This window comes from Streptomyces sp. NBC_01296, from assembly GCF_035984415.1.
In the GTDB taxonomy this organism is placed as follows: Bacteria; Actinomycetota; Actinomycetes; order Streptomycetales; family Streptomycetaceae; genus Streptomyces.
The window spans coordinates 2,032,623-2,051,238 of sequence record NZ_CP130720.1 but is presented as its reverse complement, the minus strand read 5'-3'; the positions used below and the strand labels follow the sequence as shown (position 1 = coordinate 2,051,238).

At 72.2% G+C, this 18,616-nt stretch carries 17 protein-coding genes; 13 read left to right on the top strand and 4 right to left on the bottom strand.

Annotation, left to right across the window (positions count from 1 at the left end; translation table 11 throughout):
• Positions 1-3 precede the first annotated feature (3 nt).
• From OG299_RS09575 to OG299_RS09565, 3 genes are read left to right on the top strand one after another with little or no spacing between them, the layout of a single operon-like run.
• Positions 4-933, top strand: a complete 930-nt coding sequence (locus OG299_RS09575) for a glutamate ABC transporter substrate-binding protein (protein ID WP_327361231.1) — start codon at positions 4-6, stop codon at positions 931-933.
• Positions 934-949: 16 nt separating this feature from the next.
• Positions 950-1,594: an amino acid ABC transporter permease gene (locus OG299_RS09570; RefSeq protein WP_266634634.1), complete on the top strand. Its 645-nt coding sequence runs from the start codon at positions 950-952 to the stop codon at positions 1,592-1,594.
• Positions 1,591-2,475 (top strand): amino acid ABC transporter permease, encoded by an 885-nt coding sequence (locus OG299_RS09565; RefSeq protein WP_327361230.1) that lies wholly within the window; start codon positions 1,591-1,593, stop codon positions 2,473-2,475. The genes OG299_RS09570 and OG299_RS09565 overlap by 4 nt, the downstream gene beginning before the upstream one ends.
• Positions 2,476-2,511: 36 nt before the next feature.
• Here OG299_RS09565 and OG299_RS09560 read toward each other — a convergent pair whose 3' ends face one another.
• Positions 2,512-4,110, bottom strand: a complete 1,599-nt coding sequence (locus OG299_RS09560) for a CocE/NonD family hydrolase (RefSeq protein ID WP_266634638.1) — start codon at positions 4,108-4,110, stop codon at positions 2,512-2,514.
• A 121-nt stretch (positions 4,111-4,231) separates the two neighbouring features.
• On the bottom strand, positions 4,232-5,452 hold the full coding sequence (locus OG299_RS09555; RefSeq protein ID WP_405700322.1) for a L,D-transpeptidase: 1,221 nt from the start codon (positions 5,450-5,452) through the stop codon (positions 4,232-4,234).
• Between the two features lie 284 nt (positions 5,453-5,736).
• Between OG299_RS09555 and OG299_RS09550 the strand changes: the two genes are divergently transcribed.
• Genes OG299_RS09550 through OG299_RS09525 form a run of 6 tightly spaced genes read left to right on the top strand, consistent with a single transcriptional unit; the run spans position 5,737 to position 12,509 of the window.
• Positions 5,737-6,852, top strand: a complete 1,116-nt coding sequence (locus OG299_RS09550) for a lipid II:glycine glycyltransferase FemX (RefSeq protein ID WP_399850644.1) — start codon at positions 5,737-5,739, stop codon at positions 6,850-6,852.
• Positions 6,849-8,528 (top strand): murein biosynthesis integral membrane protein MurJ, encoded by a 1,680-nt coding sequence (murJ, locus tag OG299_RS09545; RefSeq protein WP_442817497.1) that lies wholly within the window; start codon positions 6,849-6,851, stop codon positions 8,526-8,528. Before OG299_RS09550 ends, murJ begins: the two co-directional genes overlap by 4 nt.
• A gap of 39 nt (positions 8,529-8,567) precedes the next feature.
• Positions 8,568-9,251, top strand: coding sequence for a response regulator (locus OG299_RS09540; RefSeq protein WP_266634642.1), 684 nt, complete (start codon positions 8,568-8,570; stop codon positions 9,249-9,251).
• Positions 9,248-10,690, top strand: coding sequence for an ATP-binding protein (locus OG299_RS09535; RefSeq protein WP_327361228.1), 1,443 nt, complete (start codon positions 9,248-9,250; stop codon positions 10,688-10,690). Before OG299_RS09540 ends, OG299_RS09535 begins: the two co-directional genes overlap by 4 nt.
• The gene (locus OG299_RS09530; RefSeq protein WP_266634646.1) at positions 10,687-11,193 is read left to right on the top strand and encodes a hypothetical protein; all 507 of its coding nucleotides are present in this window, start codon (positions 10,687-10,689) and stop codon (positions 11,191-11,193) included. Before OG299_RS09535 ends, OG299_RS09530 begins: the two co-directional genes overlap by 4 nt.
• Before the next feature lie 44 nt (positions 11,194-11,237).
• Positions 11,238-12,509 (top strand): cytochrome P450, encoded by a 1,272-nt coding sequence (locus OG299_RS09525; protein WP_327361227.1) that lies wholly within the window; start codon positions 11,238-11,240, stop codon positions 12,507-12,509.
• On the opposite strand, the gene OG299_RS09520 is transcribed toward OG299_RS09525, so the two are convergent.
• Complete coding sequence (locus tag OG299_RS09520; protein WP_327361226.1) at positions 12,469-13,194, bottom strand: hypothetical protein; 726 nt, start codon at positions 13,192-13,194, stop codon at positions 12,469-12,471. The two genes, OG299_RS09525 and OG299_RS09520, sit on opposite strands and share 41 nt — an antisense overlap.
• Before the next feature lie 114 nt (positions 13,195-13,308).
• Here OG299_RS09520 and ggt point away from each other — a divergent pair, with 114 nt between their 5' ends.
• Positions 13,309-15,123 (top strand): gamma-glutamyltransferase, encoded by a 1,815-nt coding sequence (ggt, locus tag OG299_RS09515; RefSeq protein WP_327361225.1) that lies wholly within the window; start codon positions 13,309-13,311, stop codon positions 15,121-15,123.
• 3 nt (positions 15,124-15,126) lie between these two features.
• Here ggt and map read toward each other — a convergent pair whose 3' ends face one another.
• Entirely contained in the window at positions 15,127-15,894 is a 768-nt protein-coding gene (gene map, locus OG299_RS09510) for a type I methionyl aminopeptidase (protein ID WP_327361224.1), read from the bottom strand.
• A gap of 78 nt (positions 15,895-15,972) precedes the next feature.
• Between map and OG299_RS09505 the strand changes: the two genes are divergently transcribed.
• From OG299_RS09505 to OG299_RS09495, 3 genes are all read left to right on the top strand, one after another.
• Positions 15,973-16,224 (top strand): helix-turn-helix domain-containing protein, encoded by a 252-nt coding sequence (locus OG299_RS09505; protein WP_327361223.1) that lies wholly within the window; start codon positions 15,973-15,975, stop codon positions 16,222-16,224.
• A gap of 227 nt (positions 16,225-16,451) precedes the next feature.
• Positions 16,452-16,832: a PPOX class F420-dependent oxidoreductase gene (locus OG299_RS09500; protein WP_266634666.1), complete on the top strand. Its 381-nt coding sequence runs from the start codon at positions 16,452-16,454 to the stop codon at positions 16,830-16,832.
• A 45-nt stretch (positions 16,833-16,877) separates the two neighbouring features.
• Positions 16,878-18,554: a hypothetical protein gene (locus tag OG299_RS09495; protein WP_327361222.1), complete on the top strand. Its 1,677-nt coding sequence runs from the start codon at positions 16,878-16,880 to the stop codon at positions 18,552-18,554.
• Positions 18,555-18,616 lie beyond the last annotated feature (62 nt).

The following is an 18,616-nucleotide window of genomic DNA, read 5'->3' as shown; positions in this document are numbered from 1 at the left end:
CCGATGAAGCGAACCCGCGGCGCGCGGCCGCGCGCCCGCCTGCGCCTCCTCCTTGCCGCCGCCCTGCTCGCGGCCCTCGCCGGCTGCGGCAAGGAGGGCAGCCCGCCGGTCAAGGGCCCGCAGCCCGAGGACTTGCCGGTGTACAAGGTCGCGACTGACTTCCGGCTGCCGCAGTCCCCCACCTGGGAGAAGGCCAGGAAGCGCGGCCACCTGGTGGTCGGCGCCAAGGAGGACCAGCCGTACATGGGGGAGAAGGACCCGGCGAGCGGGCGCTACTCCGGCTTCGACATCGAGATCGCCAAGATGATGTCGGCCTCGCTCGGCTTCGACCCCAAGACGATCGAGTTCAAGACGATCGCCTCCGCCAACCGCGAGACGGCCCTCCAGAACGGCCAGATCGACTACTACGTCGGCACCTACACGATCAACGACAACCGCAAGAAGCAGGTCGGCTTCGCCGGCCCCTACTTCCTGGCCGGCCAGTCCCTCCTCGTCCGCAAGAACGAGAAGGACATCAAGGGCCCCGAGGACCTCGCCGGCAAGAAGGTCTGCTCCGCCGCCGGCTCCACCCCGTACCAGCGGCTCCAGAAGGAGTATCCGCAGGCGGTCCTGGTCGCCTACGACACCTACTCGGTCTGCGTGGACAACCTGCTGACCTACCAGGTCGACGCCGTCTCCACCGACGACTCGATCCTCCTCGGCTACGCGGCCAAGGTCCCCGAGGAGCTCAAGGTGGTCGGCGCGCCGTTCTCCGAGGAGCCCTACGGCATCGGCGTCCCGCGCAACGACAACGCCCTGCGCTTCGCCCTCGACGACGCCCTGGAGGAACACGAGAAGAACGGCGACTGGAAGAAGGCGTACGAGGCCACGCTCGGCCTCTCGGGCATGCCCGCCCCGAAGCCGCCCGCCATCGACCGCTACCCGGCGAGCTGAGGGAGAGCCCACCACCATGGACGTACTCACGCAGAACTTCGCGCTCTACGGGAAGGGTTTCCTCGGGACGGTGCAGCTCACGGTCTACGCCTCGCTCCTCGCCCTGGTCCTCGGTTTCGTGATGGCCTCCTTCCGCGTCGCGCCCGTCGGCTCCTTCCGGGTCTTCGGCACGGTCTGGGTCACCGTGCTGCGCAACACCCCGCTCACCCTGCTCTTCTTCGCGGTGCTGCTGGGCCTGCCGCGCTTCGGGGTGGTCCTGCCCTTCCAGGTGTTCGCGGTGCTGTCGCTGGGCTGCTACACCTCCGCCTTCATCTGCGAGGTGCTGCGCTCGGGCATCAACACCGTGCCCAGGGGCCAGGGCGAGGCCGCCCGCAGCCTCGGCATGACCTTCACGCAGACCCTGGGCGGGGTGGTCCTGCCGCAGGCCTTCCGCAGCGTCATCCCGCCCATCGGCTCCACGCTGATCGCACTCGCCAAGAACTCCGCGATCGCCGGCTCCTTCAGCGTCACCGAGCTGCTGGGCACGTACAAGCCCCTCAACGAGCTGGGCTACAGCATCGTCTGGACCTTCGTCTGGATCGCCGTCGGCTACCTGATCATCACCTTGTCCATCAGCGCGCTCTTCAACGTGCTGGAGAAGCGCTGGGGGATCACCCGATGACCGCGCACGCGCTCCAAGGGGACCTGGAGTCCACCGCCCTCTACGACGTGCCCGGCCCGCAGGCCCGGCGCCGGCACTTCCTCTACGGGATCGTCTCGACGGTGGTGATCCTCGGCCTGCTCGCCTGGATCCTCTACCTCCTCTTCGACACCGACCAGTTCACCGCCGCGAAGTGGAGCCCCTTCACGTACAAGGGCATCCAGGAACTGCTGCTCAGGGGGCTGCGGAACACCCTCAAGGCCTTCCTCTACGCCTCGGTGTTCTCGCTCCTCCTCGGCGCGGTGCTCGCGAGCGGGCGGCTCTCCGTGCACCGGCCGGTGCGCTGGGCGGCCACGGTGTGCGTGGAGTTCTTCCGGGCCATGCCGGTGCTGGTCATGATCTTCTTCATCTTCGTCGCCCTGAAGGTCCAGCCGCTGCCCGCGCTGGTGGCGGGGCTGACCCTGTACAACGGCTCGGTCCTCGCCGAGGTCTTCCGTACGGGCATCAACTCGGTCGACAAGGGCCAGCGCGAGGCGGCGTACGCGCTGGGCATGCGCAAGACCCAGGTCATGACGTACGTGCTCGGCCCGCAGGCGGTACGGGCGATGCTGCCCACGATCATCAGCCAGCTGGTGGTGGCCCTGAAGGACACCTCGCTCGGGTATCTGATCACGTACGAGGAGTTCCTGCACGCGGGCAAGCTGATCGCCTCGAACCTCGACTACGACCTGCCGTTCATCCCGGTCGTGATGATCATCTCCCCGATCTACATCGGGATGTGCATGCTGCTCTCCTGGTTCGCCGGCTGGGTGGCGCGGTTCGAGCGGCGCAGCCTGAAGACCGAGGCGGTCGACGTCGCCCCGGCCGAACCCGGAACGGTGCTGCCGGGCGGTTCACGGTAGCTCCGAAGAGCCGCCCCGTCCGGCAGCAGCCGCAGATCACTGCTCGCGCAGAGGTACCGAGACGTACGAGGGATCGGTGCGCGGCGAGGAGAAGGTCAGCTGTGCGCCGGTGGGGTTGTGCTCGATGTAAAGGGGGTCGACGGTGTCGATGACGAGGGCGAGCCGGTGGCCCTCGGGCACGTCGTAGGCGGTGGAGAACAGCTCCAGGTCCACGCCGAAGGCCTGCCCCCGGGGCTTGCCGTGGAAGGTGTACGGGGCGTTGCTGACGAGCTTGCCGATGCCGAGCGGGCCGACGTCGTAGAGGTACGCGACGAAGGTGCCGTCCGAGGCGGTGGGGGTGACGGTGGTGTGGAGCCTGACCGTGCCGCGGATGCGGCGGTCCGCGTCGTAACGCGGCGACTGCCAGACGGCGGCGAAGGCGCGGGGCAGGAGCGGGATGGAGGCGATCGGCGGCGCCTTGGCGAACTGGTCCAGGATGCCGGAGAGGAAGATGACGCCGCCGTCGGCGCCCGAGTCGATGTTGGCGAAGAGGTGCTCACTGTCGGAGAGCGGGAGCTTCTCGGCGCCGCCGGAGCCGACCGACTTCCAGTCGGCATAGCCTTCGTAGCCCTCGTTGCTGCGCGACTTGATCTGCACCGGGGCCTCGGCGTCGACGCCGTTGCGCTCGCCCTTGAGGTAACGGTCGAACCAGCGGTGGGCGTTGGTCCAGGTGTCGTTGGGCAGGCCGAGCAGGCCGGTGCCCTCGGCGGTGGCGTGGTCGCCGGGCCGGAACTCCAGGCGCTTGGGGCCCGTCAGCTTCTCGTAGAAGGCGGCGTACTGGTTGGGCGGGAAGATCGTGTCGCCCCAGGCGTTGCCCAGCATGATCGCGGCGCCGTTGGCGTTGATCCGGTCGATCTGCTCCACGGCCGAGCGCTTCTTGCCCCACTCGATCATCTGCGCCTCCCGGTCCAGCCGGGAGCCGAGGAAGTCGCCGAGGATCTGCTCCAGTTCGGGGCCGGGGCGGCCGGTGAGGTAGCCCGCGCCGCCGAGCATCGCGGCGGCCTGGAGGTGCTGCGTGCGGCCCGAGTAGATCGACTCGATGAGGTCGGCCCAGCCGCTGAGCGCGACCACGGCCTTGATCCGGGGGTCGTGGGCGCAGGCCAGCAGGCTGATGCCCGCGCCGTACGAGACCCCGCCCAGGCCGATGCGGGCGGCGTCGGCGGGGGTGTTGGCCAACGCCCAGTCGATGACGGCGGAGACGTCGGCGGTGTCGGGCGGGCCGGCCACCTCGATCTCGCCGCCGGAGAGCCAGAAGCCGCGGGAGGTGTAACTGACCACGACGTAGCCGTCGTCGGCGAGTTTTTTGGCCTGTGCGATGTATTCGATCTGCGGCATGCCCCAGCTGGTGGGGAGCACGATCAGCGGGTATTTCCGGCCGGGCTGGGCGCCCGCCGGGGTGAAGACGTTGCCCTTGAGGGTGATCCCGCCGGAGCCGGGGATGTCGTGGAAACGCAGCTCCGCCGAGGCGTCGGCCGTCGTTGCGGCAGCGGCGGCGGGCGCCGCCTGGGCCTGGTGGGGGGCCAGGCCCAGGGCGGTCGCCGCCAGTACGGCCACCACGGCAGCCGCGGTGCCTGTGGTGCGGACGGTGGGGGCCATCAATCGCTCCTCGCGTGCGCCGGTGTCAAAGTGACCCGACGGTAACGGGAGGGGCTTACCGGAAGTAACCTGTCGGTAAGTTACGCGCTGGTAACGATTGGGCGCGTGTCAAGTGCGGGGATCAGCCGTTCTGGGGAGTGCCGCCCGCGCCGCCGGCCAGGGCGCTCTTGGCCTTCCACTCGTCCCAGGACAGGTTCCACTCGCCGTAGCCGTTGCCGATGTCGGCCTTGCCCTTGGAGCCGTCGCCGGTGACCTCGACCAGGTCGCCCACCTGGGCTTCGCCGAACAGCGCCTTCGCGTCGGAGTCGCTCATGCCGACGCAGCCGGAACTGGTGTTGGCCCGGCCGAAGTTGCCGGTGTTCCACGGTGCGGCGTGGATGTACATGCCCGACCAGGTCAGCCGCATCGAGTAGTCGACCATCTTGTCGTAGGAGTCGCCCAGACCCACCGTCTGGGAGTCCATCCGGATGGTGCCCTCCTTGGACATCAGCACCATCTTCCCGGACCAGGAGGCCTTCTGGCCGCCGGGCGTGCCCGCCGAGACCGGGATGGTCTTCACCGCCTGGCCGTCCTCGGTCACCGTCATCTTGTGGGTGTCCAGGTTCACCTGGAGCCGGCGGTCCTTGCCGATCTTGAACTCGGTGTTGTAGTCCTTGACGAACATCCCGCCGCCCTGGCCCGAGTCCACCCCGTTGAGGTTCATCTCGACCTTGACGTCGGTGCCGGACTTCCAGTACTCCTTCGGCCGCCAGTCCACCCGGTCGTTGCCGGTGTAGTCCTTGAACCAGCCCCAGGAGCCCTCGGTGTTGTTCGAGGTGGTGACCTTCAGGTGCTTCTCGACGTCGGCCTTGTTCTTCACCGGGTTGTCGAACGCGATCGAGATCGGCTGGGCGATGCCCACCACCGGATTGGCCTTGCCCGGGTTGATCGTGACCTTGTTCACCTTGTCCGCGGCGACCGTCTTGAACTGGGCGCTCGCGCTCTGGCTGTCGGTGTTCTGCGCCTCGACCTTGTAGTCCGTGCCCGGCGAGGCGTTGCGCTCGGACGTCCAGGACTTGCCGTCGTCGGCTATCTTCCCGGGCAGTTCACCGCCCTTGCCGTCGGACACCTTCACCAGGGACAGCTTCCCCTCGGCGAGGGTCACCTTCACCGGCTCGCCGGGCTTGGCCTGATCGCCCGTGAGGTTCACGGACATCGCCATGTCCGGCTTCTTCTTCATCTCCGCCGCGCCGGACCCGCTCCCGCCCGAGCCGCCGCTGCAGGCGGTCAGCGCGGCGGCCATGAGTGCGGTCCCGGCCAGCATGGCGTGGCGGCTGCGTGCGGTACGGCGTGTGCGGCTCAACGGAAACCCCTCCAAGTAATGATCGTCCGCAAAAGGAGATGCGAACGGCACGACTGTAGGTTGCGCATTCCGCCGAAAAAATCCGACTTCCGGTTGTGACGTGGACCGCAGCGAAACGGTCATCGTCCGGTCACAATCGCCGCGCACTTCGGTCATGGACGCCTGTGAAAGTCCTGTGCATCCCGCATCCGCATCCCGGGTTCCCGGACGTACAGGAAGGCCGATCCGTCGTGTGCGCACTGCTCGTGACCCCCGCCCAGCGACACCAGTCCCCGGACCAGGAGCTGAGTGTGCGTCCGCTGTCCGTTCCGGAATACCAGGCCTTCCTTTCCAAGAAGCGGAACGCGAGCTTTCTCCAGTACCCGTCCTGGGGCGAGGTCAAGGACCTTTGGCGCTCGGAAAGGGTCGGATGGCACTACCCCGACGGGGAAATAGCCGGTGCCGGACTGGTCCTGTACCGCCAATTCCCCGGCACCCGCAAATACTTCGCCTACCTCCCCGAGGGGCCCGTCGCCGACTGGTCAGACCCGAACATCGACCGGTGGCTTGACCCCTTCAAGCGCCATCTGCGCGCCGCCGGCGCCTTCGCCGTCCGGATCGGGCCCACGCCCGCCTACCGCCGCTGGGACGCCGCCGCCGTCAAGTCCGGTACCGGACCCGGCCGGCAGATCTCCGACGTGCTCGCCACCGAGGTCGACCCGGTCGGCGCCGCACTCGCCGACCGGCTGCGCACCCGCGGCTGGAAGCGCTGCGGCGGCGAGGACGACGGCGACGCCCAGCCGCGCCACGTCTTCCGCGTACCCATCGCCGGCCGCTCCCTCGACGAGCTGTGGTCCGGCCTCAACCAGGAGTGGCGGCGCAACGTGCGCAAGGCCGAGAAGTGCGGCGTGGAGACGATCCTCGGCACCGCCGCCGACCTGCCCGAGTTCTACCGGCTGCTGCGCATCACCGAGGAGCGCGACGGCTTCCGCCTCGGCCGTTCGCTCGCCTACTACCAGCAGCAGTACGAGGTCCTCAACGCCGAGGCGCCCGGCCGGATGCGCTTGTACCTGGGCATCCACCAGGGCGAGATCCTCGCCGCGCACACCATGATCGTGGCCGGGAAGCGGGTCTGGTACCAGACCGGCGCCTCCGCCGACCACCGCCGCGAGGTCCGCCCCAGCAACGCCCTGCAGTGGCGCATGATGCGGGACGCACACACCCTCGGAGCGGACGAATACGACATGCGCGGGGTACCCTCCACCCTTGACCCCGACGAACGTTCTTTCGGGCTGCTGCGCTGGAAGCTCGGCACCGGCGGGCAGGTCGTCGAAACGCTCGGCGAGTGGGAGACCCCGATGGACGGATACGCCAACACGGCGCTCCACAAGGCGTTCCAGGCCTACCTGGCCCGCCGGTGACGGCCACCGACACCAGACCGGCGTCCGGTCCGTCCGCCGAAGGCACCGCGGAGCCGGCACCGGGGAAGTCCTCGGTGCTGCGCAGCGGCGCGCTCATGGCGGCCGGCTCGATCGTCTCCCGCGCCACCGGCTTCGTCCGCTCCGCGGTCGTCGTCGCCGCGCTCGGCACCGGACTCCTCGGTGACGGCTACGCCGTCTCCAACACCGTCCCGAACATCCTGTACATGCTGCTCATCGGCGGCGCGCTCAACGCCGTCTTCGTGCCCGAGCTGGTCCGGGCCGCCAAGGAGCACCAGGACGGCGGGGCCGCCTACACCGACCGGCTGCTGACCGCCTGCACCACCGCCCTGGTCGTACTCACCGCCGCCGCGGTCGTCGCGGCGCCGCTCATCGTCTCGGCGTACACCGACTACACCGGGAGCCAGGCGAGCACCACCGTGGCGCTGGCCCGGTACTGCCTCCCGCAGATCCTCTTCTACGGGCTGTTCACCCTGCTCGGCCAGGTGCTGAACGCGCGCGGCCGGTTCGGCGCGATGATGTGGACCCCCGTCCTCAACAACATCGTGATCATCGGCGTCTTCGGGCTGTTCCTCTACGTCTCCCACGATGCGGCGGACGGCCTGACGGCCGGCGAGACCCGCCTCCTCGGCCTCGGCACCACCGCCGGCATCGTCCTGCAGGCCCTCGCCCTGGTCCCCTCGCTGCGCGCCGCCCGCTTCCGCTGGCGCCCCCGCTTCGACTGGCGCGGCAGCGGCCTCGCCCGGCCGCTGCGCAACGCGGGCTGGCTGGTCATGCTCGTCCTCACCAACCAGATCGGCTACTGGGTGGTGACCCGGCTCTCCACCGCCACCGGGCAGCGCGCCGTGGAGGCCGGCCTCGCGGGCGGCGCCGGCTACACCGCCTACAGCAACGCCTACCAGCTGTGGATCGTCCCCCAGGGCATCATCACCGTCTCCCTGGTCACCGCCCTGATGCCGCGGATGAGCGGCGCCGCTTCCGACGGCGACCTCGCCGCGGTCCGCCGGGACATCTCGTACGCGCTGCGCTCCAGCGCCGCCCTCGTCGTCCCCGCCACCTTCGTGTTCCTCGCCCTCGCCCCCTGGGTCATGGGCGCCGTCTTCGGGTACGGGCGCACCACCGCCGCCGACACCGAGGCCATGGCGGGCATGCTGATGGCCTTCGCACCCGGCCTGATCGCCTTCTCCGGCCAGTACGTCCTCTCGCGCGGGTTCTACGCCCTTTCCGACACCCGGACCCCGTTCTTCCTGAACCTGGTCATCGCCGCCCTGAACGCCGGGCTGTCGCTCGCCGCGTACCTCCTGCTGCCGCCGCGCTGGGCCGTCACCGGTATGGCCGGCGCCTACTCCGTCGCGCTGTTCGCCGGCATGGCCGTCACCGCGTACACCCTCGCCCGGCGCCTCGGCCCGCGCACGGGTAGCCGTACCGAGCGACGCACCACCGCGGTCCGCACCCACCTGCGGCTGCTCGTCGCCGGTCTGCCCGCCGCCGCCGCCGGATACGCGGCCGCCCGCGCGTCCGAGCGGTTCGGCGACTTCGCCGCCGTCGGCGCGGGAACCGCGGCCGTCGGGCTCGTCGTCGTCCTGCTCGCCAGGCCGCTGCGCCTCACGGAAATCACCGACCTGCTGGACTCCCTGCGGCGGAAAATCGGCCGTTAGCAGGAGAGCAAGCCCCCACTCACCTTGGACAATGACCGGATGCCACGCGTACTGCTGATCGAGGACGACCCTTCCATCAGGGAAGGGGTGGGCCTCGGCCTGCGCCGCCGCGGCCACGAGGTGAGCGCCGCCGAGACCGGCGAGGCGGGCCTCGCGCTGATGGGGAGCTTCCTCCCGGAGCTGGTGCTGCTCGACCTCATGCTGCCCGGGATGAACGGCGTGCAGGTCTGCCGCCGCATCCGCGAGACCAGCCAGCTCCCGATCATCATGCTGACCGCCCGCGGCGACGACTTCGACATAGTCGTCGGCCTCGAGGCCGGCGCCGACGACTACATCGTCAAACCCGCCCGCACCGAGGTCATCGAGGCCCGCATCAAGGCCGTGCTGCGCCGGCTCGGCGCCCCTTCGGGCAGCCGTCCCGAGGTCGAGTTCCACGGCGAGCTCGCCATCGACCGCGCCGGGCTGACCGTGGCCAAGAACGGCGAGCGCCTCCCCCTCGCCCCCAGCGAGATCAAACTCCTGCTGCACCTGTCCGCCTCGCCCGAGCAGGTCTTCTCCCGCCAGCAGCTCCTCGAGTACGTGTGGGACCACAGCTACCACGCCGACGCCCGGCTCGTGGACGCCTGCGTACGCCGCCTGCGCACCAAGGTCGAGGACTCCGACGGCAGCCCCCGCTACATCCAGACCGTGCGCGGCTTCGGCTACCGGTTCGGCCCGCTGTGAGGCGCATCGCCCCCCTCGGGCTGCGCACCCGGCTGATCGCGGCCTTCCTGCTGGTCGCCGCGATCAGCGCGGTCACCACGGCCGCGCTGACCTACCAGCAGGCCCGCACCGCGATCCTCAAACAGAGCCAGGACACCGCGGTCATCACCCTGCGCGACCTGGTGGGCGGCCAGCCCCTCGACCTGCCGCTGGACCAGGCGCAGCTCCAGCGGATCGTCAACGAGCTGGCCAAGAGGGGCAAGCCGAACCCGTGGAACATCTTCGCCGAGTACGGCACCCTGCGGGCCTCCAGCACCACCGCGCCCACCTCCACCGTGGTGACCGAGCAGCTCCGCCGCCAGGTGACGGCCCATCCGCACGGCGCCTTCCAGCGGGTGACCGACGCCTCCGGCACCCCGTACCTCACCGTCGGCATGCCGGCCGTCTTCGTCCACAACGAGACCCGGGAACCCACCGGCCTGGTGATCTTCGCGACGATGCGCCTGACCACCGAGGGCAAGACGGTCGAGGCCATGGTCGAAGCCGCCAAGCGCGGCGCCGTGCCCGGCCTGGCCATCGCCGTCGTCCCCGCCCTGCTCGCCGCGCGCAGCGTACTGCGCCCCGTGAGGGACATGCGCCGCGCCGCCCAGCACCTCGGCCGCGGCCGCCTCGACACCCGCATCGAGGTCCGCGGCGCCGACGAGCTCGCCGGACTCGCCCGCACCTTCAACGAGACCGCCCGCGCCCTCGAACAGTCCGTGAGCGAACTGCGGGACGCCGAGATCCGGGCCCGCCGCTTCGCCTCCGACGTCTCCCACGAGCTGCGCACCCCGCTGTCGGGGATGCTCGCCGTCACCGAGCTCCTGGACGAGGACGCCGAGCGCCTCGATCCCGACACGGCCGCCGCCGTGCGGCTGGTCAGCGCCGAGACCGGCAAGCTCGCCGTCCTCGTCGAGGACCTCATGGAGATCTCCCGCTTCGACGCCCGCGCGGCCGAGCTCAACCTCGACGACGTGGACATCGCCGAGGCCGTGCAGAAGACCATCGAGCTGCGCCGCTGGGACGACGAGCGGGTGGTCACCGACCTGCCGCGCCAGGTCCGCGCCCGGCTCGACCCGCGCCGCTTCGACGTGGTCCTCGCCAACCTCGTCGGCAACGCGCTCAGACACGGCGGCGCCCCCGTCCGCGTCACCGTGCGCACCGAACCACGGCTCGGCGGCCACCGGATGCTGATCGAAGTCGCCGACAGCGGGCCCGGTATCGCCCCCGAGGTGCTGCCGCACATCTTCGACCGCTTCTTCAAGGCCGACGCCGCCCGTACCCGCTCCGCGGGCAGCGGCCTCGGCCTCGCCATCACGCTGGAGAACGTCCGGCTGCACGGCGGTACCCTGCGCGCCGCGAACGGGCCCGCCGGGGGAGCGGTGTTCACCGTCGACATGCCTCTGGAGGCCGACGCATGACCCGGGTACGGACGGCCGCGGCCGCCGGCGCCGCCCTGCTGCTGGGCGGACTGCCGCTCACCGGATGCGGGATCAAGCCGACGGGGGTCATCGAGAGCGGAGACGCCGCGAAGGTGGTCTTTCCCGACGCCCACACCAAGGGGACGGTGTACTTCGTGAGGTCCGACGGGCGGCTCGCCCCCGTACCCGAGAGGGAACAGCCGGCGGAGTCGCCGGTGTCCGTCCTCATGCGGCTGCTCATCGGGCCCCTCGACAGGGAGAAGGCCGCGGGCCTGGAGACCCGGGTGCCCGCCCCGGCCGACAGGAAGCCCCCCTTCGGCCTGTCGGCGAGCGTGTCCGGGGAGACCCTGGAGGTCCGGCTGCCGTTCGCGGTCGCCGGCCTGTCCGAGACGGCCCGCCGTCAACTCGTGTGCACGGCAGCCTCCGTCAACCCGCGGTACGCGGTGGTCCTGCGCGGACCGGACACCTCGCTCGGCCCCGCCGGCTGCGACCTCGGCAGCTGATCGTCCCCTTGCGGCGGGACGGGTCCCCCCGCCACCGTGGCCCCATGGACCCCGCCGCGTACGTGCCCGACGTCTTCGACCCCCGGATCTACGGCACCGGGATCCCGTACGAGAGCTACCGGCTGCTGCGCGAGCGGCACCCGGTCGCCTGGCAGCCGGAGCCGCAGATCCAGGGCTGGCCCGCCGGCCCCGGCTTCTGGGCCGTCACCCGGCACGCCGACGTGGTCCGGGTACTGCGCGACCACGCCACGTACTCCTCCTGGATCGGCGCGACACAGATCCGCGATCCCGACCCGGCCGACCTGCCGTTCCTGCGGCGCACCATGCTCAACCAGGACCCCCGCCGCAGCGCGGGCGACCACGGGCGGCTGCGCCGGCTGGTCTCCCGCGCCTTCACCCCCGCCCGCGTCGACGCCTTCGCCGGCCGGGTCCGCGAACGGGCCCGCACCCTGCTCGCCACCGCCCGCGCGAAGGCCGAGGGCGGCGCCGCCGACCTGGTCCGTACGGTCACCGACGAGTACGCGCTGCTCAACCTGACCGACCTGCTGGGCGTCCCGGCCGCCGACCGGGGCCTGCTGCTGGAATGGACCGTACGGATCATCGGCTACCAGGATCCCGAGGACGCGCCCGCGCCCCTGATCGGGCCCGACGGAAAGCCCCTCAACCCGCGCTCCCCGGCGCTGCTCGGCGAGATGTTCTCGTACGCCCGGGAACTGGCCGCCCACAAGCGCGCGCACCCCGGCGACGACGTCATGACCGCGCTCGCCGAGGCCGGACTGGATCCGGCCGAACTGGAGATGTTCTTCTTCCTGCTCACCGTCGCGGGCAATGACACCGTGCGCAGCGCCGCCCCCGGCGGACTGCTGGCCCTGGCCCGCGACCCGGGCGCGTACCGGCTGCTCGCCGAGGGCCGGACCCCGATGCACACCGCGGTGGAGGAACTGCTGCGCGTCCACCCGCCGGTGCTCAGCTTCCGGCGCACGGCCGCTGCCGACACCGAACTGGGCGGGCAGCCGATCCGCGCCGGGGACAAGGTCGTGGTCTTCCACGCCTCCGCCAACCACGACGAGCGCGTCTTCACCGACCCCGGGCGCCTCGACCTCGGCCGGACGCCCAACGCGCACGTCTCCTTCGGGGACGGCCCGCACGTCTGCCTCGGCGCGCACTTCGCCCGGCTCCAGCTGCGCGTGCTCTACGAGGAGTGGCGCGCGGCCATGCCGGCCCCGGAACTCGCGGGCCCGCCGCGCCGGCTGGTGTCGAACTTCATCAACGGGATCACGCGGCTGCCGCTGCGGGTGTCCGGGCCGGCCGGGTGACGTCGGCCAGCAGCTCGACCACGTCGGGACCGTACGCATCGGAGTTGTGGACCTTCAGCACCACGCAGAAGGAGTCCCCGCGGTAGCGGCGCGCCAAGTCCTTGTGGTGGCGCGCCAGGTAGCGGGCACCCGCCTGGTTGCTGATCGCGGTCTGCCCGGAGACCAGGAACACCGGCCGGCTTCCCGGCCCGGTCGTCAGCCGGGCCAGCAGCACGTGGTCGATCTGACCCTTCTCCCAGCGGTACGTCTCCTCGCCGACGCGGATCGCCCCGCGGTCCGGACCCGGCTCGGTGGACAGGTCGACCCGGACGCCCGGCAGCATGGAGGCCAGGTGCGCCGCCGTCCGGGCATTGGACACCGGCCCGCCCACGCAGAACTCGGCGCGCTCGCCGAAGCCTTGGCGGACGGAGTCGTGGGAGACGATCTGGAGATTGGCCCCGCAGTCCTTGATCAGGGCGGATATCTCCAGCAGCGCGAAGGCGTCGTTGCGGTGCACCGACCCCTCGGTGCCGCCCATCTGCCGGTTGACCACGAACAGGCAGTCGGAACCCGTGGGCAGGCCGAAGAAGGCCTGCTTGCGGCGCAGCGTACGGCGCCACAGATAGGTCCGGGTGAACCAGCCGAAGCCGCCGCTGATGGCGGTGGCCACCACCCCGAGCACGATGTTGCGCACGTCTTCGTTCATGGGCCGGATGCTAGCCCGCACGGAGTCTTCCTGACGCGGGGGGTGCGGTGAAGTTAAAGTGCCGAGTTCAGGCCTGTCCGGTGGGGTCCGACAGGCCGTCGACTGGAGGTTCGGATGCGTCGTTCCGCCACACGTCAGTTAGCGCTCGTCGCCCTCGCCGGAGCGCTGGTGTCCACCGGCGCGGCGGCCCCGCCGTCCGAGGCGGTGGCGTCCGCGGGCGGCACTCCCGCCAAGGTCCCGGTCGCCGCCGGCTACGGCGGGGCCGTCGCCAGTGTCGACGCCGACGCCTCCGCCGCCGGCATCGCGGTCCTGCGCTCCGGCGGCAACGCCGTGGACGCCGCCGTCGCGACCGCGGCCGCGCTCGGGGTGACCGAGCCGTACTCGGCCGGCATCGGCGGAGGCGGATACTTCGTCTACTACGACGCCAAGTCCCGCCGGGTGCAGACCATCGACGGCCGCGAGACCGCGCCCGCCACGGCCACCGCCGGCCTCTTCCAGGAGAACGGCGTCCCCATCCCGTTCGAGCAGGGCCAGACCAGCGGCCGCTCCGTCGGCGTCCCCGGCACCCCGGCCACCTGGAAGAGCGCGCTCGACGCCTGGGGCACCCGGCCGCTCGGCCCACTCCTGAAGCCCGCCGAGAAGCTGGCGCGCGACGGGTTCACCGTCGACCCGACCTTCCGGGCCCAGACGGAGCTCAACCAGGACCGGTTCAAGGACTTCCCCGACACCAGGAAGCTCTTCCTGCCGGGCGGCGCCCTGCCGGTGGTCGGCTCCACCTTCAAGAACCCCGACCTGGCGGCCACGTACGCGGAACTGGCCCGCAAGGGCACGGGCGCGCTGTACCGGGGACCGATCGCCGAGGACATCGTCCGGGCGGTACGCAAGCCCCCCGTGGACCCGGCCGCCACCCGGATCGTCCGCTCGGGCGATCTGACCATTGGCGACCTGCGCGCGTACGAGACGAAGCGGCAGGCCCCGACGCAGGTGAGCTACCGGGGCCTCGACGTGTACAGCATCGCGCCCTCGTCCTCGGGCGGCACCACCGTCGGCGAGGCGCTCAACATCCTCGAGCGCACCGACCTCTCGAAGCTGTCCGAGACCCAGTACCTGCACCGGTTCATCGAGGCCTCGCGGATCTCGTTCGCCGACCGCGGCCGCTGGGTCGGCGACCCGGCCGCCGAGAACGTGCCGACGCGGGAGCTGCTCTCGCAGCGGTTCGCCGACTCGCGCGGCTGCCTGATCGCCCCGGACCGGACGCTGACCAGCCCGCTGGCCCCCGGCGACCCGCGTCACCCGGTGGCCTGCGGCGGCTCCGGCCAGGCCGCCCCGACCACGTACGAAGGGGAGAACACCACGCACCTGACGGTCGCCGACCGCTGGGGCAACGTCGTCTCGTACACGCTGACGATCGAGTCCACCGGCGGCAGCGCGATCACCGTCCCGGGCCGCGGGTTCCTGCTGAACAATGAGCTGACCGACTTCTCGTTCGCCCCGGCGGCCCCCGGGGTCCCGGACCCGAACCTGCCCGGCCCCGGCAAGCGGCCGCGCTCGTCCATGTCCCCGACCATCGTGCTGGAGCACGGGCGTCCGGTGCTCGCGGTGGGTTCCCCGGGCGGGGCCACCATCATCACCACCGTCCTGCAGACCCTGATCGGCCACCTGGACCGGGGGCTGCCGCTGGTCGACGCCATCGCGGCGCCGCGCGCCAGCCAGCGCAACCAGACCACCACCGAGCTGGAGCCGGGCCTGTGGAACAGCCCGCTGCGCGCCGAACTGGAGGCGCTGGGCCAGAGGTTCCGGCAGAACCCGGAGATCGGCGCGGCGACCGGGGTCCAGCGGCTCCCGGACGGGCGCTGGCTGGCCGCGGCCGAGACGAGCCGGCGGGGCGGGGGCTCGGCGATGGTGGTCCACCCGCACGGCAAGCCGTAGGACTCAGAGGGCGGTGAGGATCCTCGGGCCGTCGGCGGTGATCGCGACCGTGTGCTCCGCATGCGCGGCGCGGCTGCCGTCGACGGTCCGCAGCGTCCAGCCGTCGCCGTCGCACCGGTAGTCGTCCGTACCGCCGGCGACCAGCATCGGCTCGATCGCGAGGACCATGCCGGGGCGCAGCTTCATGCCGCGCCCCGGCCGGCCCTCGTTGGGCACGCCCGGGTCCTCGTGCATGCTGCGGCCGATGCCGTGGCCGCCGAACCCGTCCGGGACGCCGTAGCCGGCGGAGCGGCAGACCGAGCCGATGGCGTACGCGATGTCCCCGATCCGGTTGCCGGGCAGCGCGGCGGCGATGCCGGCCGCGAGGGCCGCCTCGGCGGTCTCGATCAGCCGCAGGTCGGCCGGGCGCGGCCGGCCGACGGTGAAGCTGACCGCCGCGTCCCCGACCCAGCCCCCGAGCTTCGCCCCGCAGTCGATGCTGACGAGGTCTCCGTCGCGCAGCCGGTAGCCGTCGGGGATGCCGTGCACGATCGCGTCGTTGACCGAGGTGCAGATCACGCCGGGGAACGGCACCGGCGCGAACTCCGGCCGGTAGCCGAGGAACGGCGAGCTCGCGCCCGCCCCGGCCAGCACCTCGCGGGCCACCCGGTCCAGGTCCAGCAGGGACACCCCGACCCGGGCGGCCTCCCGTACGGCGGCCAGGGCCCGGGCGACGACCCGGCCCGGGGCGCGCATTGCATCGATCGACTCTTCCGTCTTCAGTTCCACCATGCCAATAACTATACCGGTATATCTATCCCGGTATAACTTTCACGGGATAGTTATTGGGGGAGCGGGTAGGATGCGGGCATGGTCCGCACCCCTCTCACCCCCGAAGAGCGCGAGCGCGGCGAGCGCCTGGGCGCACTGCTGCGCGAGGCCCGCGGCGGCCGCAGCATGGTCGAGGTCGCGGCGAGCGCCGGGCTGTCCGCCGAGACGCTCCGCAAGATCGAGACCGGCCGCGCGCCGACCCCGGCGTTCTTCACCGTGGCCGCCGTGGCCGAGGTGCTCGGACTGTCCCTGGACGAGGTGCTGCGGCGCTGCGCGTACGTGCCCGCCTGACCTTTCGGGCGGGCCCGGCGGGCCGAACGGCCCAATCGGTGGTGGGAGCGGCCGGGCGCGGGGCAAGCGTGAAGGCGTGTCAGCCTCGAACGCTTCCAAACGACTCGTTTTCGGACTCCTGGGCGCCCTCCTGGCGGCGGGGCTGCTGCTTGCCGTCTGCGCGGCGCCGGGGGGCCGGGCAGACGCCAGGCACCAGGCACCGGAGTGACGCCCCCTATGCTCCGCGGATGACTCTCGATGAGCTGGACCAGGGCAAATACGTCAGCCTCACCACGTTCCGCAAGGACGGCACGCCCGTCGCCACCCCCGTGTGGGCGGTGGCGGACGGCGGTGAGCTGTACGTCTGGACGCGCAGCGATTCCTGGAAGGTGAAGCGGATCCGCAACAACGGGCGGGTCACGGTCAGCGCCTGCGATGTGCGGGGGCGCGTCGCGGAAGGGGCGCCCGTGCTGGAGGGCGAGGCGCGGCTGCTGGACGAGGCCGGGCTGAAGCGGGTGCGCAGGCTGATGCTGCGCAAGTACACCTGGCAGTTCTGGGCGCTCGACGTGCCGGCGGCGGTGGTCCGGCTCGGGAAGCGTCCGCACACCGCGATCGCCGTCAAGCTTTGAGACTCCCGTAGCCCGCCCGTAACACCGGTGGGATCCAATGCGGGCATGGAGACCGCGACTTCGCTGGTGATCGGTCAACTCTCGGGCTACTTGCGCGGGTTGACGCAGAGACTCGATCCGGGGGCAGGTTGGTACGGGGAGTTCCTGCGCCGGGATCCGGAGGGTCTGCGGGCCTGCCTGGACGGGGCCGCGATGCCGCCGTGGGACGTGCTGGAGTCGCTGCTCGGCGACCTCGCGGGGGCCAGGGGCGCCGAGTCCGCGCAGCGGGAGATGCAGTACGCGGCCCGGCTGCGGGCCGTGGCCGTCGCGGTGTGGGACCGGCTGCCGGGTGGTGCGGAGGAGCTGCGGACCCTGCTCGCGGCGGCCGCCGACCAGCGGGCCGTCTCGGAGGCGGCGACGCGCACCCTGACGGCCCGCCTCGCCGCGACGACGGACCGCACCGAAGCGGAGGCGCTGGCCGGGGAGCTCGCCTGGATCCGCGACGACGCGGCCAGGGCCGCCGCCCGCCAGCAGGACCTGGCCTCCCGCCTGACGGCCTTGTCGGCGCCCGCCCCGGAGCGGGCCCCGGCCTGGCCGCCCGCCGACCCGCTGCCCGCCGCTGCTTGGCGTGGCGACCCGCCGGCCGACGGGGCCCGTGCCCCGTACCAGGACCCGCACGGACCGGACCTGGGCGGCCGGGGCGGTGGCTCCTGGTCCGCCGAGGGCGAGGCCGAAGCCGCGGGTGCCGCGCAGGCGCCCGGGGCGTGGGCCGGGGTGGGCGACGGGGGGCCGTTGCCCGGGGTGCCGCGGCAGCGGGAGGCGGGGGAGGACCGGGCGGAGCCGCCCGTCGGACGGGCCGAGGGGCGGTGGCTGCGCGGGGCACGGCGGGCCGGCGGGGCCCGCTACGCAGGCGCCGCGGCCCCCGAGGCCTCCGCCCCCTTCACCCCGCCGCCCGGGCTCCCGGACGCGGCGGCCGCTCCGCCCCGCGGCGCCCGCTTCGGCCGCCCCGACCCCGAGCCCGCCGCTCCCCTCGGGACGATCGGCCGGGCTCGTTTCGCGCCGGCGAGGCCGGAGGTGCAGTACGCCGACGGGCCCCGTCCGGCCTCGCCCGAGGCGCAGGCGCAGGCCACCGCCTGGGACCACGTCGCCCCGCCGGAGGCGGAGGTGCACGCCGCCGCCGGGGTCGGGTTAGCGGCGGCGGAGCCGGCCCGGCGCTCCGGCGGCGCAGTTGCCGGGGTGGTCGGGCAGCTGGTGGCTTTGCGGGCCCAGGGGCGCAGCGGGGAGGCGCACGTGGTGCTCTGCGAGGCCGCCGCCGGGCCCGCCGAGCGGTTGCCCGCATGGGCCGCCGAGCTGGCGCGCGCCGGGCTCGGTGCGGACTGGGCCACGCTGCTGTGGGAGGCGGCCTCGCTCCCGCCCGAGCGGCTCGCCGCGGCCGCCGCCGCGCTCGGCGAGGCCGGCCGGCACGCCGACTGCGAGGCCCTGCTGCGCCAGGGCGCGGCCCGCCCCGCCGCCGAGATCGCCGACGCCGCCCTGGCCCTGGCCGCCGCCGGCCGGACCCACGAGGCCGACTCCCTGCTCGGTGCCTTCGTCAAGGTCCGCACCGCGGAGGAGGCGGTCCGGCTCGCGCGCCGCGATCCGCAGTGGTTCACCCCCCGGCTGCTCCGGGCCGCCGAGGCCCTGTCCGGCACGCATCACCGTGACCTCGTACACGCCTTGCGGGTTGCGAAACCGCCCGTCCATTGAGCGGATCAGACCGCTCTTTGTCATAACTTGATCGACTCACCCAACCGCGCACGGCGGTCTTG